This is a genomic window from Salmonella sp. SAL00653 (genome assembly GCF_046552515.1).
GTDB classification, from domain to species: Bacteria; Pseudomonadota; Gammaproteobacteria; order Enterobacterales; family Enterobacteriaceae; genus Salmonella; species Salmonella enterica.
In genome coordinates this window covers 1-17648 of sequence record NZ_JBGDTY010000024.1, presented here as the reverse complement: position 1 = coordinate 17648, position 17648 = coordinate 1, and the positions used below count along the sequence as shown (strand labels likewise).

Annotated in this window: 13 protein-coding genes and 1 riboswitch; of the genes, 8 read left to right on the top strand and 5 right to left on the bottom strand. The window is 53.6% G+C overall.

Annotated elements, in window-relative coordinates:
• Nucleotides 1–97: 97 nt before the first annotated feature.
• From ACLJRU_RS21810 to argE, 3 genes are all read right to left on the bottom strand, one after another.
• The gene (locus tag ACLJRU_RS21810) at nt 98–1831 is read right to left on the bottom strand and encodes a phosphoethanolamine transferase CptA (RefSeq protein WP_001541263.1); all 1734 of its coding nucleotides are present in this window, start codon (nt 1829–1831) and stop codon (nt 98–100) included.
• Between the two features lie 210 nt (nt 1832–2041).
• The gene (gene ppc / locus ACLJRU_RS21805; protein ID WP_001541264.1) at nt 2042–4693 is read right to left on the bottom strand and encodes a phosphoenolpyruvate carboxylase; all 2652 of its coding nucleotides are present in this window, start codon (nt 4691–4693) and stop codon (nt 2042–2044) included.
• 368 nt (nt 4694–5061) lie between these two features.
• Nucleotides 5062–6213 carry an acetylornithine deacetylase gene (gene argE / locus ACLJRU_RS21800; protein ID WP_000800208.1) on the bottom strand — a complete coding sequence of 384 codons (1152 nt, stop codon included), beginning with the start codon at nt 6211–6213 and terminating at the stop codon, nt 5062–5064.
• A gap of 88 nt (nt 6214–6301) precedes the next feature.
• On the opposite strand from argE, the gene argC reads away from it, so the two are divergent.
• The 4 genes from argC to oxyR all read left to right on the top strand — a co-directional run bounded on the left by argC (nt 6302) and on the right by oxyR (nt 10787).
• Nucleotides 6302–7306 carry an N-acetyl-gamma-glutamyl-phosphate reductase gene (gene argC / locus ACLJRU_RS21795; protein WP_000935335.1) on the top strand — a complete coding sequence of 335 codons (1005 nt, stop codon included), beginning with the start codon at nt 6302–6304 and terminating at the stop codon, nt 7304–7306.
• A 7-nt stretch (nt 7307–7313) separates the two neighbouring features.
• Nucleotides 7314–8090 (top strand): acetylglutamate kinase, encoded by a 777-nt coding sequence (argB, locus tag ACLJRU_RS21790; RefSeq protein ID WP_187790685.1) that lies wholly within the window; start codon nt 7314–7316, stop codon nt 8088–8090.
• A gap of 117 nt (nt 8091–8207) precedes the next feature.
• Nucleotides 8208–9584, top strand: a complete 1377-nt coding sequence (argH, locus tag ACLJRU_RS21785) for an argininosuccinate lyase (protein ID WP_001230055.1) — start codon at nt 8208–8210, stop codon at nt 9582–9584.
• A gap of 285 nt (nt 9585–9869) precedes the next feature.
• Nucleotides 9870–10787, top strand: a complete 918-nt coding sequence (gene oxyR / locus ACLJRU_RS21780) for a DNA-binding transcriptional regulator OxyR (RefSeq protein ID WP_001025919.1) — start codon at nt 9870–9872, stop codon at nt 10785–10787.
• Here the strand turns inward: oxyR and sthA are convergent.
• Nucleotides 10770–12170 carry a Si-specific NAD(P)(+) transhydrogenase gene (gene sthA / locus ACLJRU_RS21775; RefSeq protein WP_001120791.1) on the bottom strand — a complete coding sequence of 467 codons (1401 nt, stop codon included), beginning with the start codon at nt 12168–12170 and terminating at the stop codon, nt 10770–10772. The genes oxyR and sthA overlap by 18 nt on opposite strands.
• A gap of 198 nt (nt 12171–12368) precedes the next feature.
• Here sthA and fabR point away from each other — a divergent pair, with 198 nt between their 5' ends.
• Together fabR and ACLJRU_RS21765 are read left to right on the top strand one after the other, a co-directional pair.
• Nucleotides 12369–13004: an HTH-type transcriptional repressor FabR gene (gene fabR / locus ACLJRU_RS21770; RefSeq protein ID WP_187790686.1), complete on the top strand. Its 636-nt coding sequence runs from the start codon at nt 12369–12371 to the stop codon at nt 13002–13004.
• 15 nt (nt 13005–13019) lie between these two features.
• The gene (locus ACLJRU_RS21765; protein WP_000813838.1) at nt 13020–13379 is read left to right on the top strand and encodes a YijD family membrane protein; all 360 of its coding nucleotides are present in this window, start codon (nt 13020–13022) and stop codon (nt 13377–13379) included.
• A 46-nt stretch (nt 13380–13425) separates the two neighbouring features.
• On the opposite strand, the gene trmA is transcribed toward ACLJRU_RS21765, so the two are convergent.
• The gene (gene trmA / locus ACLJRU_RS21760) at nt 13426–14526 is read right to left on the bottom strand and encodes a tRNA (uridine(54)-C5)-methyltransferase TrmA (RefSeq protein WP_000186981.1); all 1101 of its coding nucleotides are present in this window, start codon (nt 14524–14526) and stop codon (nt 13426–13428) included.
• 114 nt (nt 14527–14640) lie between these two features.
• Nucleotides 14641–14834: riboswitch (cobalamin riboswitch) on the top strand.
• A gap of 65 nt (nt 14835–14899) precedes the next feature.
• Between trmA and btuB the strand changes: the two genes are divergently transcribed.
• On the top strand, nt 14900–16744 hold the full coding sequence (gene btuB, locus ACLJRU_RS21755; RefSeq protein WP_000591403.1) for a TonB-dependent vitamin B12 receptor BtuB: 1845 nt from the start codon (nt 14900–14902) through the stop codon (nt 16742–16744).
• On the top strand, nt 16689–17540 hold the full coding sequence (gene murI, locus ACLJRU_RS21750) for a glutamate racemase (RefSeq protein ID WP_187790687.1): 852 nt from the start codon (nt 16689–16691) through the stop codon (nt 17538–17540). Before btuB ends, murI begins: the two co-directional genes overlap by 56 nt.
• Nucleotides 17541–17648: the final 108 nt, after the last annotated feature.

Here is a 17648-nt window from a genome sequence, read left to right as displayed (position 1 = left end):
ATTATTGCCGGATAGCGGCGCTTTGCGCCTTATCCGGACTACGGGAGAGAAGCACGCCAGGCCCGATAAGCGTTAGCGTTATCGGGCAACATACAGGCTATTGATTACCGACCTGATCGCCATACGGCAACGTATCATAATCAATCAGCGCGTTTTTCTTATACGGGTTGCCAATCCAGCGCGTGGTCTCTTTGAACTGCGGGTTGGTGATGGAGCGCGTCGGGTCGTAGCCATCATAGGTCAGGCCCACTAAGTCAGACCAGGTATGGATAAGCTCGGAACTGCTGTACTTACGATCGACATCCTGTGAGAAGTCGCGCGGATGCGCTGCCTGCCATTTCTCTGAGGTCCACAGCAGGAACGGCACCGTATACATATGACGGGTTGGCGAATCTTCGTTTCGTCCCTGCGTCTTATGCGGCGGCGTGTCATACACTTCTTCACCGTGATCGGAGAAGTAGAGCAGGAAACCGTTCGGATCGGTCGCTTTATAGTCCTTAATCAGGCTGGCGACAACATAGTCGTTATACAGGTTCGCGTTGTCGTAATCGTTATACGACTCCAGCTCGTCACTGCTTAATCCCGGCGGAACATGGTCGGTTTTACCATCAAACTTGCCCTGGTTTTCTGGATAGCGGAACTTGTATTTAATGTGCGTTCCCAGCAGATGCACAATAATGAATTTTTTCGGCGCCGGGTCGGCTAACACCGCTTTAAACGGCGCCAGCACGTTGCTGTCATATTCGCGTGCGCTTTGAGTGCGCTGCTGGTTCATATAGAACTGCTTATCAGTCTGCTTAGAGAACACGGTCAGCATGGTATTACGCGCCGTCATCGTCTGCTGGTTAGTGATCCAGAAGGTTTTATACCCGGCCTGTTTCATCATATTCATCAGCGATGGCTTCGTCAGATACCAGTCCGGGTTCTTTTCGTCCGCGAACGTTAGCGCCTGTTGCAGGATCTCAATGGTGTACGGTCGCGAAGTTACCACGTTATTAAACACAGTCAGCCCGGGGTCGGTTTTATGCAGAGCGTCCAGTTCCGGCGTGGTTTCGCGCGGATAACCGTACAGACTCATACGGCCACGCTGGGTCGATTCGCCAATCACCAGTACCAGTGTGCGCGGCGCATCGCCGGAGTGGTCCTGGAAGTTAGCCAGCGGCGGCAGGGCATCGTTTTCATTCAGCAGTTTATTCAGCGAGGCGAGCTGTAAACGGTACTGATAGTAGCCAGTAATAAATTGCCACGGCGCGGCGGGTTCCATTCGTGACGCCAGGCTATCCAGCGTTTTCTCCATCGACTTATGCTTGATAAAGGTATTCATCGCGATGGGATGGAGGATCAGCCCGTACAGCAGGGCAAACGACACCAGATAACGCCAGGGCGATGGAATATAAACCGGGCGCAGACGTGTCCACAGCAAAATCGCCGCCACCGTATAAGCCAGCGCGACAAGAACAATTTTCAGACTGAAATATTGGCTTAAATATTCGCTGGCTTCATTGGCGTTGGTTTCAAACATCACAAACAGCACGCTTTGCGAGAACTCCTGCCCGTAGATTACGTAATAGCTCAGCGCCGCCAGCGAGGCGGCCCAGAGTACGACGCCAATAACGGCAGCAATAACCCGGATGCGGCCTGGAAACAGAAAGACCGGGATCAGCCACAGTGAGCTGTACAGTAGCGAATCCCGCAGACCGTTTGTCCCGCTGTATCCGGTGAGATAAATAATGGCCTGCAGGAGGGTGGAAAAGAACCAAAAGTAGAGCAGTGCCCAGCCCAGGGCTTTCCAGCTAAACGCGGGTTTAGTCTGGAGTAATGTGGATTGCATAATGAGAGCCTGTCTTTAATCGTAGCGCCAAACGTAACGCCTGAACCTTAAAAGAATCTGAAGCAAACCTGCTTTATGCCGCACGTTTTGCTAAGAAAGATTTATAAATGCATAAAATGCAGACAGGAATATATTGAAAAAATGACGAGGATGACAGCAGTATTTCATGCCGCCCCCACATAACTGCGTGAGGGCGGCTTTCTTTTGGCGTTAGCCGGTGTTGCGCATACCGGCAGCGACGCCCGCAATCGTGACCATCAACGCCTGTTCGACGCGAGGATCGGGCGATTTGCCCTGCTCTTCAGTCAGACGGGAACGATACAGCAACTCGGCCTGCAACACGTTTAATGGATCGGTATAAACGTTTCTTAACTGAATGGACTCCGCAATCCACGGTAAGTCGGCCATCAGGTGCGAATCGTTGGCAATCGCCAGCACCACTTTAATGTCTTCTTCCAGCAGGTCTCGTAGCTCTTTGCCCAGCGGCCATAGCGTTTTCGCCACCAGACGCTGATCGTAATAGTCGGCCAGCCACAGGTCGGCTTTCGAGAATACCATTTCCAGCATCCCAAGACGCGTGGAGAAGAACGGCCAGTCGCGGCACATGGCTTCCAGTTCGCTTTGTTTACCGTCTTCCACCACTTTTTGCAGCGCAGTACCCGCGCCCAGCCAGGCTGGCAGCATCAGGCGGTTTTGCGTCCAGGCGAAGATCCACGGAATCGCGCGCAGCGATTCGACGCCGCCAGTTGGACGACGTTTCGCCGGACGTGAGCCGAGCGGCAATTTGCCCAGCTCTTGCTCCGGCGTCGCGGAGCGGAAGTACGGTACAAAGTCTTTATTTTCGCGCACGTAGCCGCGGTAGGTTTCACAGGAGATGACGGAAAGCTCATCCATAATATGACGCCAGCTGTCTTTCGGTTCCGGCGGCGGCAGCAGGTTTGCTTCCAGAATTGCGCTGGTGTAGAGCGAGAGGCTGCTGACGGTGACTTCCGGCAGGCCGTATTTGAAGCGGATCATCTCGCCCTGCTCGGTCACGCGCAGACCGCCTTTCAGACTGCCTGGCGGTTGCGAAAGCAGCGCCGCGTGGGCTGGCGCGCCGCCACGGCCAATAGAACCGCCGCGGCCGTGGAAGAGGGTAAGCTCGATGCCGGCTTTTTCACAGGTTTTGATCAGGGCGTCCTGCGCCTGATACTGCGCCCATGACGCGGCCATAACGCCGGCGTCTTTCGCCGAGTCGGAGTAGCCGATCATGACCATCTGCTTACCCTGAATCAGCCCGCGATACCAGTCGATATTCAACAACTGGGTCATCACGTCGTCGGCATTGTTCAGGTCGTCGAGGGTTTCAAACAGCGGCGCGACCGGCATGGCAAAGCCGATACCTGCCTCTTTCAGCAACAGATGCACAGCCAGCACATCAGACGGCGTTTTCGCCATTGAAATTACGTAGGCGGCGATCGATCCTTTTGGCGCTTCGGCAATAACCTTGCAGGTTTCAAGCACTTCGCGGGTATCGTTGCTCGGCTCCCAGTTACGCGGCAGCAGCGGACGTTTGGAGTTCAGCTCGCGGATCAGGAGGGCCTGCTTGTCGGCTTCCGACCAGCTTTCGTAGTCGCCAATACCGAGGTAGCGGGTAATTTCGCCCAGCGCTTCGGTATGGCGGGTGCTCTCCTGACGGATATCAATACGCACCAGCGGTACGCCGAAACACTTCACGCGGCGGAGCGTGTCGAGTAACTCGCCGTTGGCGATAATGCCCATGCCGCAGGCCTGTAACGACTGGTAGCAGGCGTACAGAGGTTCCCAGAGCTGCTCGTTTTGCGTCAGCAGGCCAGCCGGTTTGGGCAGCTTCTCGCCTTTCAGACGCGCTTCCAGCCAGGACTGGGTCGCCATCAGACGGGCGCGCAATTTTTTCATCAGGTAGCGATACGGCTCAGACGCGCCTTCTTCGCCCACTAACGCCAGCAGCTCCGGCGTGGCGTCGACCATCGACAGTTCTGATACCAGAACATGAATGTCTTTCAGGAACAGATCGGTGGCTTTCCAGCGGCTTAACAAGAGCACGTGGCGGGTAATATCCGCCGTCACGTTCGGGTTGCCGTCACGGTCGCCGCCCATCCAGGAGGTAAAACGTACCGGCACAAAATCCACCGGCAATTTGTAGCCGAGATTTTCTTCCAGCTGTTCGTTCAGTTCACGCAGATAGTTAGGTACGCCCTGCCACAGGCTGTTCTCAACCACGGCGAAGCCCCATTTGGCTTCATCCACCGGGCTTGGGCGCTGCTTGCGGATCTCATCCGTATGCCAGGATTGGGCAATCAACTGGCGCAGGCGACGCATCACCTGGTGACGTTCGTAGTCGGCGATATCGGTATTATCAAGCTGTTTCAGACAGTTATTGATTTCACCCATCTTGTGAATAAGCGTACGGCGGGTAATTTCTGTCGGATGGGCGGTTAGCACCAACTCCAGCGACAGCGACTCTACCGCTTTTTTGATGGTTGCGTCGTTGAGGTCCGGTTGGTTTTTCAGTTTGCGCAGAGTGCGGGCAATCACTTCCGGGTTGCTGGCGGCTTCGCCTTTTGGCGAAATGCTGTGGTATTGCTCGGCAGTATTGGCCAGGTTCAGGAACTGACTAAACGCGCGCGCAACTGGCAGCAGCTCGTCATTAGACAAATTTTGTAGCGTGGTGAGCAGCTCTTGGCGATTAGCTTCATTGCCGGCGCGTGAAGATTTGGATAGCTTACGGATTGTTTCTACGCGATCAAGAATGTGTTCTCCCAGCGCATCCTTGATGGTTTCTCCCAGCACCTTGCCGAGCATACTGACATTACTACGCAACGCGGAATATTGTTCGTTCATATGACCCCAGACACCCCATCTTTAATGTAATTGCCCTGTCTCTTTCACGCCACAGCGGCAGTGGCTGCGTTCGCCCGTATGCCAGTTCTGCGGAATGGGCTCGTTTGCCGCCTTGCTGTGACGTGAAATTTTTCGGACTTTGCTTTTTAGCCGTCTTTTATAAAGCCACGTAAAACCCGTGGCGTCAATTACTGCGAAATCGGTTCAGCAAACGAAAAAATGGCGGTAATTTATTAAAGTTAATTCGCATCGTGCCAAATAAGAAATGCTTATGAACATGTGGCGTAGAGACGCCGGATGGCGCTGCGCTTATCCGGCCTACAAGACGGGGTAGGCCCGGTAAACATCACGTCACCGGGCAATATGCATTAATGCCAGCAAAAATGGTGTACTACCTGGGTAATCAATTCCCGGGTTGGCTTAATAAAACGCGTTTCGAGATATTCATCCGGCTGATGCGCCTGATTAATTGAGCCCGGACCAAGCACCAGCGTTGGGCATAATGTCTGCATAAACGGCGCTTCAGTACAGTAGTTCACCACGTCGGTTTTCGTACCCAACAGTTTTTCTACTACTTCAACCAGTTGGTGGTCCGGTGGACACTCATAACCTGGAATCGGCGGATGTAATTCCGCCACCGTCAGGCGGCCCGGCCAGCGTTCGCTTACCGGGGCCAGCGCGTCGTTAAGCAGTCCATTAAGGTCGTTTAACGTCATGCCCGGCAGTGGACGAATATCCATATGCAATTCGCAGCAGGCGCAGATACGGTTTGAGGCATCGCCGCCGTGAATATGGCCCAGATTCAGCGTTGGATACGGAACGGTAAACGCCTCGTAGTGATACCGCGCTTTCAGCGAGTCACGCAGTTGCATGATATGGCCAATCGCATCGTGCATCAGTTCAATGGCGTTAACCCCACGCGCCGGGTCGCTGGAATGACCGGACTGCCCCAGGACGCGAACGACATTAGAGATATGCCCTTTGTGCGCGCGTATCGGTTGCAACGACGTCGGTTCGCCAATGATCGCGCAGTCCGGACGTAATGCCGTGGTTTCGGAAAAATAACGCGCCCCCGCCATGCTGGTCTCTTCATCGGCGGTCGCCAGAATGTAGAGCGGCTTTTTCAACTTTGTGACGTCAACGTCACGTAGCGCGTCCAGAATAAAAGCGAAGAAGCCTTTCATATCCGCAGTGCCCAGGCCATAGAGCTTATTGTCATGCTCGGTCAGCGTGAACGGGTCGCGCGTCCAGCGTCCGTCATCAAAGGGAACCGTGTCGGTATGGCCGGTCAGCAGCAAACCGCCCGCGCCATGTCCGGTGCTGGCGAGCATATTAAATTTGTTTCGCGTTCCTGGAACCGGTTGAACCTCTACGTTGAAACCAAGATCGCTGAACCAGCCTGCAAGCAAAGTGATTAAAGACGCATTACTTTGATCCAGGGATTCTTCGGTTGCGCTTATCGACGGTGTGGCAATCAAAGCGCGGTAAATCTCGATAAATGGCGGTAAAACGTTTTTCATTGTTGACACACCTCAGGTCATGATAGTATCAATATTCATGCATTAATTATGAATAAAAATACATTAACGTTGAGCATAAAGGAACCCGATGTTGAATACGCTGATTGTAGGCGCTAGCGGTTATGCGGGCGCAGAGCTTGTAAGCTACGTAAATCGCCACCCACATATGACCATAACCGCTTTGACCGTCTCAGCGCAAAGCAATGATGCAGGAAAGTTAATTTCTGATTTACATCCGCAGTTAAAAGGGATTGTCGACCTGCCATTGCAACCGATGTCGGATGTACGTGACTTTAGCGCAGATGTTGATGTGGTGTTCCTGGCGACAGCGCATGAAGTGAGCCACGATCTGGCGCCGCAATTTTTACAGGCCGGATGCGTCGTATTCGATCTTTCCGGCGCGTTTCGGGTAAACGATCGCGCCTTCTATGAAAAGTATTATGGATTTACTCATCAGTATCCTGAGCTGCTGGAGCAGGCGGTGTACGGTCTGGCGGAGTGGAATGCCGATAAACTGAACACGGCGAATCTGATTGCGGTTCCTGGTTGCTATCCAACCGCAGCGCAGTTGTCGCTAAAACCGCTGATTGACGGCGGGCTTCTGGATCTGACGCAGTGGCCGGTAATTAATGCCACCAGCGGGGTGAGCGGCGCGGGGCGCAAAGCGGCAATTTCGAACAGTTTCTGTGAAGTGAGTCTGCAACCGTATGGCGTGTTTACGCATCGTCATCAGCCGGAAATCGCCGTCCATCTGGGCGCGGAGGTCATCTTCACCCCGCATCTGGGGAATTTTCCGCGCGGGATTCTGGAAACCATTACCTGCCGCCTGAAAGCGGGAGTAACCCATGCGCAGGTCGCCGACGTGTTGCAAAAAGCCTATGGCGACAAACCGCTGGTGCGCCTGTATGACAAAGGCGTTCCGGCGTTAAAGAACGTCGTCGGGCTGCCGTTCTGCGATATTGGTTTTGCCGTCCAGGGCGAACATCTGATTGTGGTGGCAGCCGAAGACAACTTGTTGAAAGGCGCAGCGGCGCAGGCAGTACAGTGCGCTAATATTCGTTTTGGCTTCGCTGAAACGCAGTCTCTTATTTAAGGGTGAAATGATGAATCCATTAATTATCAAGCTGGGTGGCGTATTACTGGATAGCGAAGAGGCTCTGGAACGTCTTTTTACCGCGCTGGTCAACTATCGTGAGTCCCATCAGCGTCCGCTGGTGATTGTTCATGGCGGCGGTTGCGTGGTGGATGAGCTGATGAAAGGGCTGAATTTGCCCGTGAAAAAGAAAGACGGCCTGCGCGTGACGCCTGCCGATCAGATTGGCATCATTACCGGCGCGCTGGCGGGAACCGCTAACAAAACTCTGCTGGCCTGGGCGAAGAAACACCATATCGCCTCTGTTGGTCTGTTTCTGGGCGATGGCGACAGCGTAAACGTGACTCAACTCGATGAAGCGTTAGGCCACGTCGGGCTGGCGCAGCCGGGGTCGCCGAAGCTGATTAACATGCTGCTGGAAAACGGCTTTCTGCCGGTGGTCAGCTCCATTGGCGTAACAGACGACGGCCAACTGATGAACGTCAACGCCGATCAGGCGGCAACCGCGCTGGCGGCGACGCTGGGGGCCGATCTGATCCTGCTTTCCGACGTGAGCGGTATTCTGGACGGCAAAGGCCAGCGTATCGCCGAAATGACGGCGTCCAAAGCCGAGCAGCTTATCGACCAGGGCATTATTACCGACGGGATGATTGTGAAAGTGAATGCGGCTCTCGATGCTGCGCGGGCGCTGGGTCGCCCGGTGGATATCGCTTCCTGGCGTCATGCGGAGCAACTGCCGGCGCTGTTTAACGGTACGCCGATTGGCTCGCGTATTCTGGCTTAACTATTTGTTCGCCCGATGGCGGCTGCGCCTTATCGGGCCTACGTGAACAGAAATTATAGGCCGGATAAGCGTAGCGCCATCCGGCAGTGAAATTCGAAGAATTTAAGGAAGTCTATTATGGCACTTTGGGGTGGGCGTTTTACACAGGCGGCAGACCAGCGGTTTAAACAATTCAATGATTCGTTGCGCTTCGATTACCGTCTGGCAGAGCAGGATATTGTCGGTTCTGTGGCCTGGTCCAAAGCATTGGTCACGGTAGGCGTACTGACTGCCGATGAGCAACGACAGTTGGAAGAAGCGCTGAACGTGCTGCTGGAAGAGGTTCGCGCGAATCCGCAGCAAATCCTGCAAAGCGATGCGGAAGATATCCATAGCTGGGTGGAAGGTAAACTCATCGACAAAGTGGGTCAGTTGGGTAAAAAGCTGCACACCGGGCGCAGCCGTAACGATCAGGTGGCGACGGACCTGAAACTGTGGTGCAAAGAGACGGTGAGGGAACTGCTTACCGCTAACCGCCAGCTACAGAGCGCGCTGGTGGAAACCGCGCAGGCGAACCAGGACGCGGTAATGCCGGGATATACCCATCTGCAACGCGCGCAGCCAGTGACTTTCGCCCACTGGTGTCTCGCGTATGTCGAAATGCTGGCGCGCGATGAAAGCCGCCTGCAGGACACGCTTAAACGTCTGGACGTGAGTCCGCTAGGCTGCGGCGCGTTGGCGGGAACGGCCTATGAAATTGACCGTGAACAATTGGCAGGCTGGCTGGGCTTTACGTCTGCGACCCGCAACAGCCTGGACAGCGTGTCCGATCGTGACCACGTACTGGAACTGCTTTCTGATGCGGCTATCGGCATGGTGCATCTGTCACGCTTCGCGGAAGATCTGATTTTCTTTAATTCTGGTGAGGCGGGCTTTGTAGAGCTTTCTGACCGCGTGACTTCCGGTTCATCGTTAATGCCGCAGAAGAAAAACCCGGACGCGCTGGAGCTGATTCGCGGTAAGTGCGGTCGCGTACAAGGGGCGCTAACCGGCATGATGATGACTTTAAAAGGTCTGCCGCTGGCGTATAACAAAGATATGCAGGAAGACAAAGAAGGGCTGTTCGATGCGCTCGATACCTGGCTTGACTGCCTGCATATGGCGGCGTTGGTGCTGGACGGTATTCAGGTGAAACGCCCACGTTGTCAGGACGCGGCGCAACAAGGGTATGCCAACGCCACCGAGCTGGCGGATTACCTGGTCGCGAAAGGCGTGCCGTTCCGCGAAGCGCACCATATTGTCGGCGAAGCGGTGGTAGAAGCTATTCGCCAGGGTAAGCCGCTGGAAGCGTTGCCGCTGGCCGATTTACAGAAATTCAGCCGCGTGATTGGCGACGATGTGTATCCGATATTGTCTTTGCAGTCGTGTCTGGATAAACGGGCGGCAAAAGGCGGCGTTTCTCCGCAGCAGGTGGCGCAGGCCATCAACGATGCGAAGGCGCGCCTCGCGTTGTAAGCCTTATAAGCGTAGCGCTATCAGGTAATACTGCCCGGCCGAGCATCAGCGACGCCGGGCTTTTTTACGCAAAAAAAAAAGCGGACCAGAGGTCCGCAAAAGTTCACGTTGGCTTTAGTTATTTCGGGTTCGAGAGATACCCTCTGAACGGGCGGTGTCTTCAAGGGTTAAACGAGAAACCGCTCCGTTCTGTGATGTATTATTAATCAGAAAGGTTGATAGGGATAATCGTTCGTTGCTATGCTACCTATCGCCATGAACTATCGTGGCGACGGAGGATGAATAATGAATATTCGTGATCTTGAATATCTGGTGGCGTTAGCCGAACATCGCCATTTCCGGCGAGCGGCGGACTCCTGTCACGTCAGCCAGCCAACCCTTAGTGGGCAAATACGTAAGCTGGAAGATGAGCTGGGCGTTATGCTGCTGGAGCGTACGAGCCGTAAAGTGCTGTTTACCCAGGCGGGCTTACTGCTAGTGGATCAGGCGCGTACCGTACTGCGTGAGGTCAAGGTGCTCAAGGAGATGGCAAGCCAACAAGGCGAGACGATGTCCGGCCCGCTGCATATTGGTTTAATCCCAACAATTGGTCCCTATTTGCTGCCGCTTATCATTCCAATGTTGCACCAGACTTTCCCGAAGCTGGAAATGTATCTGCATGAGGCGCAAACGCATCAGTTGTTAGCGCAACTCGATAGCGGCAAGCTTGACTGCGCTATTCTGGCGCTGGTGAAAGAGAGCGAGGCGTTTATCGAAGTGCCGCTGTTTGATGAGCCCATGATGCTGGCTATTTATGAGGATCATCCGTGGGCGAATCGCGATCGCGTGCCGATGTCCGATCTGGCGGGCGAGAAATTGCTGATGCTGGAAGATGGCCACTGTCTGCGCGATCAGGCGATGGGGTTCTGTTTTGAAGCGGGAGCGGATGAAGATACCCATTTCCGGGCGACCAGTCTGGAAACGCTGCGCAACATGGTGGCGGCGGGCAGTGGTATTACACTACTCCCCGCGCTGGCCGTACCGCAGGAGCGTAAGCGCGACGGCGTGGTTTATCTGCCATGCATTAAGCCGGAGCCGCGTCGTACCGTGGGGCTGGTTTATCGCCCGGGATCGCCGCTGCGTAGCCGTTATGAGCAACTGGCAGAGGCCATCCGTGGCGCAATGGATGGCCATTTCGACAAGGCGTTAAAACAGGCGGTTTAAGCCGTTCAACGCCGCAACCCGATAAGCTTCCGCCATGGTTGGGTAGTTAAAGGTGGTGTTAACGAAGTATTCAATGGTGTTACCGCCACCTTTCTGCTCCATGATCGCCTGGCCGATATGAATAATTTCGGCGGCGCGTTCGCCAAAGCAGTGAATCCCCAGAATTTCTTTGGTTTCGCGGTGGAAGAGAATTTTTAGCGTGCCGACGTTCATGCCGACGATTTGCGCTCGCGCCAGATGCTTAAACTGCGCGCGGCCCACTTCGTAAGGCACTTTCATTGCCGTTAACTGCTGCTCGGTTTTGCCGACAGAACTGATTTCCGGAATGGTATAAATCCCGGTGGGGATATCTTCGATAAGATGTGCGGTCGCTTCGCCTTTCACCAGCGCCTGCGCTGCAATACGCCCCTGATCGTAGGCGGCGGAGGCCAGACTGGGATAGCCAATCACGTCGCCCACCGCATAGACGTGCGGCAGGGCGGTCTGGTACATACTGTTGACTTTGAGCTGTCCACGGCTGTCTGTTTCCAGACCAATATTCTCCAACGCCAGCGAATCGGTGTTACCGGTACGGCCATTAGCATAGAGCAGGCAGTCAGCCTTCAGTTTTTTGCCGGATTTCAGGTGCATGATGACGCCATCATCGCAGCCTTCGATTTTCTCATACTCTTCATTGTGGCGAATAACCACGCCGCTATTCCAGAAATGGTAAGAGAGAGAGTCGGACATCTCCTGATCGAGAAAGGCCAGCAGGCGATCGCGGGTGTTGATCAGATCCACTTTCACATCCATACCGCGGAAGATGGACGCATATTCGCAGCCGATAACGCCGGCGCCGTAAATAATAACGTGGCGCGGTTCATGGTGGAGACTCAGGATTGAGTCGCTGTCATAAATGCGCGGATGCGAGAAATCCACATCACTGGGATGGTAAGGACGCGAACCACAGGCAATAACAAATTTTTCTGCCGTCAGGGTTTCAACCGTGCCGTCATGGCATTCCAGCGCCAGGGTATGTTCGTCAATAAAATGGGCGTTGCCCTGCAATATTTCACAGTGGTTACGCTCATAAAACCCCTGACGCATACGCGTTTGTTGATTAATCACGTTATCGGCATGATTAAGGATGTCGGCGAAAGAAGAACGAAGGAGACGGGAGTGGTCGCTATAGAGCGGGTTTTGATTAAATTCAATAATGCGGCTGACGGCGTGGCGAAGGGCTTTGGATGGGATGGTGCCCCAGTGGGTACATCCGCCGCCAACGTTATGATAACGCTCAATCACCGCGACGCGTGCTCCTTGCTTAACCAGACCCATTGCAGCGCCTTCACCGCCGGGGCCTGACCCTATGACGACTGCATCATAATCCCAGGAATGTGGCATGGTATTACTCACCTGTTTTTATACATAAAATAAACACGATGATAACATTTGCCCAGCTTTAACCCAATTATCGTTGTGCTTTTTTGCGAAGCCGGAGCACAAACTGTCTGTAAACAATCATTCACAATCCAGTGTGAACCCGTTACTTTTATTCTCTGGTATAGTGCCGAATAAGGCATATGGAAGGATTCAGACATTGTGATGGGTGTTAGAGCGCAACAAAAAGAAAAAACCCGGCGTTTGCTGGTGGAAGCCGCATTCAGCCAACTGAGCGCTGAGCGGAGTTTTGCCAGCCTGAGTTTGCGTGAGGTGGCGCGTGAAGCGGGCATTGCGCCAACGTCGTTTTACCGTCATTTTCGCGATGTCGATGAACTCGGTCTGACGATGGTGGATGAAAGCGGTCTGATGCTGCGTCAGTTGATGCGTCAGGCGCGACAGCGCATCGCGAAAGGCGGCAGCGTCATTCGCACGTCGGTCTCCACATTTATGGAGTTTATCGGCAACAACCCCAACGCCTTCCGTCTGTTGTTGCGCGAGCGTTCCGGCACTTCAGCGGCGTTTCGTGCCGCCGTCGCGCGGGAGATTCAGCATTTTATTGCGGAACTTGCCGACTATCTGGAACTCGAAAACCATATGCCGCGCGCGTTTACTGAAGCCCAGGCCGAAGCGATGGTGACTATTGTCTTTAGCGCGGGCGCAGAGGCGTTGGACATCGGCGCTGAACAGCGTCGGCAATTAGAAGAGCGGCTGGTATTGCAACTGCGCATGATTGCGAAAGGGGCGTATTACTGGTATCGCCGTGAGCAAGAGAAAATAGCACATCATTCCGAATAACGTGAAGGACGAGTAATGAAACAGTCAGGTCAAGATAAAGGTACGCTGTTGCTGGCGCTCATCGCTGGCTTATCGATTAACGGCACATTCGCGGCGCTGTTTAGCGCTATTGTGCCGTTCTCCGTATTCCCGGTTATCTCGCTGGTGCTGACGGTATATTGCCTGCATCAGCGCTACCAAAATCGTACTATGCCGGTAGGTTTGCCGGGGTTGGCCGCCGCTTGTTTCATTCTTGGCGTTTTACTGTATAGCACCGTCGTGCGTGCAGAATATCCGGATATTGGCTCTAATTTCTTCCCGGCGGTGCTGTCGGTGATTCTGGTATTCTGGATTGGCTTTAAACTGCGTAACCGCAAGCAGGACACCGCGGAATAGTGTGCGAATGCCGGATGGCGGTATAACCGGCCATCCGACGTACATTTTACCTTGCGGTGAGTAATACTCCGCATTCCATATGATGCGTATACGGGAACTGATCGAATAGCGCCAGGCGAGACACCGTGTGCGTCTGGCTTAACGTTTCCAGGTTTTTGCACAACGTTTCCGGATTGCAGGAAATGTACAGAATACGTGGATAAGCCTGCACCATTTTTTCCGTTTCGCTGTCCAGACCGCTGCGCGGCGGATCGACAAAAATGGTTTCGCACTGATAGCGCTTCAGGTCGATCCCCTGCAGGCGGTTAAACTCACGAACGCCATTCATCGCCTGGGTAAACTCTTCCGCCGCCATGCGAATAATTTGCACATTATCAATATGATTAGCGGCAATATTGTACTGTGCGGCAGCGACGGACGGTTTGGCGATTTCGGTTGCCAGCACGCGGTTAAAATTGCGCGCCAGCGCTAAAGAAAAATTGCCGTTGCCGCAATACAACTCAAGCAGATCGCCTTTTGAGTCTTTCGTCACCTCCAGCGCCCACTCTAACATCTGAATATTCATGGCGGCGTTTGGCTGCGTAAAGCTGTTTTCGACTTGGCGGTAGATCATCTCTTTACCTGCCACAGGCAGACGCTCATCAATATAATCCTGATCCAATTCGATTTTAGTTTTAGTGGCCCGGCCAATCAGGTGTACGTTCAGACCTTGCGCGCGTAAAGCATCGCGTAACGCAGTGGCGGCTTCACGCCACTCTTCGTCCAGCTTCTTATGGTACAGCAACGACACTACCGCCTGGTTGCTCAAGGTCGTGAGATAATCGATCTGGAACAGCTTATGCCGCAGTGCATGATTATCGCGCACGCCGGCAATCATCGCCTTCATTAAGGTATTAATCAGTTGGCTGGCCGCCGGGAAGGTGTCAACGCGAATCCGGCTTTTGGTCTGCTGATCAAACATAATGTGGTACAGGTCATCGCCGTCATGCCACAGGCGAAATTCCGCACGCATACGATAGTGACTGACCGGCGAGCGAAATACTTCCGGAACCAGGCCAGAAAACGGCGCCATCATACTCTGCAAGCGCGCCACTTTTTCGGCCAGCTGCGCCTCATACTGTTCTGTCGGAAGATGTTCGGGGGTCATATCGCATCCTGAATAATAAAAGTACGCGGGGATTGTAGGGATTGCTCAGTGGATGTCCAGCTATTGATGATTTCTGATTTGTGATGCGCGGTCTGGACAGGGTGTTGTGACAGACGGTAGCATCCGTGGGCCGGTCCTGTGAGTTAATAGGGAATCCAGTGAAAATCTGGAGCTGACGCGCAGCGGTAAGGAAAGGTGAGATGAGAGCGTAAGCAGACACTGCCTCCGGCGGGAAGTCATCATTTCTGCTATCCAGTCAACGGATAACCCTCCAAGCCCGAAGACCTGCCGGCTAACGTCGCATCTGGTTTTTCATCATCGCGTACTATCGATGAAGCCTGCGGCATCCTTCTTATATTGTGGATGCTTTACAATGATTAAAAAAGCTACGCTGCTGACGGCTTTCTCCGTCACGGCCTTTTCCGCTTGGGCGCAGGACACTAGCCCGGATACCCTGGTTGTCACCGCCAACCGTTTTCAGCAGCCGCGCAGCGCGGTTCTGGCGCCCGTTACCATCGTGACGCGTCAGGATATTGAACGCTGGCAATCGACCTCCGTAAATGATGTTCTGCGCCGTTTGCCTGGCGTCGATATTGCGCAGAGCGGCGGCGCCGGACAAAACTCCTCCATTTTCATTCGCGGCACCAACTCCAGCCATGTACTGGTATTGATTGACGGCGTGCGTCTGAATTTAGCAGGCGTGAGCGGGTCCGCCGATCTCAGCCAGTTCCCGGTGTCGCTGGTACAGCGCATTGAATATATTCGTGGTCCGCGTTCCGCTATTTATGGTTCCGATGCTATCGGCGGCGTAGTGAATATCATTACGACGCGCGATAACCCAGGCACAGAATTAACCGCTGGATGGGGAAGCAATAGCTACCAGAATTACGACATCTCGACGCAACAGCAACTTGGCGAAAACACGCGGGCGACGTTGATCGGCGATTACGAATACACCAAAGGGTTTGACGTGGTAGCGAAAGGCGGTACCGGGATGCAGGCGCAGCCTGACCGGGACGGCTTTTTGAGTAAAACGCTTTATGGCGCGTTAGAGCATACTTTTTCTGATCGCTGGAGCGGATTCGTGCGTGGTTATGGCTATGATAACCGTACCGATTACGACGCCTATTACTCGCCGGGCTCGCCGCTGATTGATACACGCAAACTTTATAGCCAAAGCTGGGACGCCGGGCTGCGCTTTAATGGCGAACGTATTCAGTCTCAGCTGGTTTCAAGCTATAGCCACAGTAAAGATTACAACTATGATCCGCACTATGGCCGGTATGATACCTCCGCCACGCTGGATGAGATGAAACAGTACAATGTTCAATGGACCAACAGTGTGGTCGTGGGGCACGGTAATGTTGGGGCGGGCGTAGACTGGCAGAAACAGACTACCACACCAGGTACCGGCTATGTGCCCGAGGGATATGACCAGCGTAATACCGGGGTTTACCTGACAGGATTACAACAGTTGGGTGACTTCACTCTGGAAGCGGCGGCGCGCAGTGATGACAACTCCCAGTTTGGTCGTCATGGTACATGGCAAACCAGCGCGGGATGGGAGTTTATAGAAGGTTATCGCTTTATTGCCTCCTACGGAACCTCCTACAAAGCGCCTAATTTGGGCCAACTGTATGGTTATTACGGTAATCCGAACCTGAATCCTGAAAAGAGTAAACAGTGGGAAGGCGCATTTGAAGGGCTAACCGCTGGCGTCAGCTGGCGTATTTCAGGTTATCGTAACGATATTAATGACATGATCGATTATGACGATCATCTGCAAAAATATTACAACGAAGGTAAGGCGCGCATTAAAGGTATTGAGGCGACGGCGAATTTCGATACCGGACCGTTAACGCATACGGTCAGTTACGATTACGTTGATGCGCGTAATGCGATTACCGATACGCCATTACCGCGGCGTTCCAAACAGATGGCAAAATATCAACTTGACTGGGACGTTTACGATTTTGACTGGGGGGTGACATATCAATACCTTGGTTCCCGCTATGATTCGGATTACTCCGCTTACCCATACCGGACAGTAAAAATGGGCGGCGTCAGTTTATGGGATCTTACGGTTGCATATCCGGTCACCTCACATCTGACAGTTCGTGGTAAAATAGCCAACCTGTTCGACAAAGATTACGAGACAGTTTATGGCTACCAAACTGCAGGACGAGAATACACCTTGTCTGGCAGCTACACCTTTTGAACCACGTCCCACCGTGCTGGTATTTGATTCCGGCGTCGGTGGATTGTCGGTCTATGATGAGATTCGGCGGCTCCTGCCGGATCTCCACTATATATATGCTTTCGATAACGTGGCTTTCCCCTACGGGGAAAAGAGCGAAACGTTTATCGTTGAGCGCGTTGTCGAGATTGTGACCGCGGTACAGCAGCGCTATCCCCTTTCACTGGCGGTGATTGCCTGTAATACCGCCAGTACGGTCTCACTTCCCGCATTACGTGAAAAGTTTGCCTTCCCGGTGGTGGGCGTTGTGCCTGCGATTAAACCAGCGGCGCGGCTGACCGCAAATGGCGTCGTCGGGCTACTGGCGACGAGAGCCACGGTCAAACGTCCTTATACTCACGAGCTGATTGCGCGCTTCGCCAATGAATGTCAGATAGCGATGTTGGGGTCGGCAGAACTGGTGGAACTGGCGGAAGCTAAACTACATGGCGACTCGGTATCGCTGGAAGAGCTGCGCCGCATATTACGCCCATGGCTACGAATGCCGGAGCCGCCTGACACGGTCGTTCTGGGGTGTACGCATTTCCCTCTATTACGGGACGAGCTTTTGCAAGTCCTGCCTGAAGGGACGAGGTTAGTGGATTCCGGCGCGGCGATAGCGCGTCGTACAGCCTGGCTGTTGGAACATGAAGCGCCGGATGCGAAATCAACCGATGCCAATATTGCTTATTGCATGGCAATGACGCCAGGAGCTGAACAATTATTACCCGTTTTACAGCGTTATGGCTTTGAAACGCTCGAAAAACTGGCGGTTTAATGGCGTTTTGGGTAAATACCAGGCACTTGAGAAATTATTTTAAATTTCCTCTTGTCAGGCAGAAATAACTCCCTATAATGCGCCACCACTGACACGGAACAACGGCAC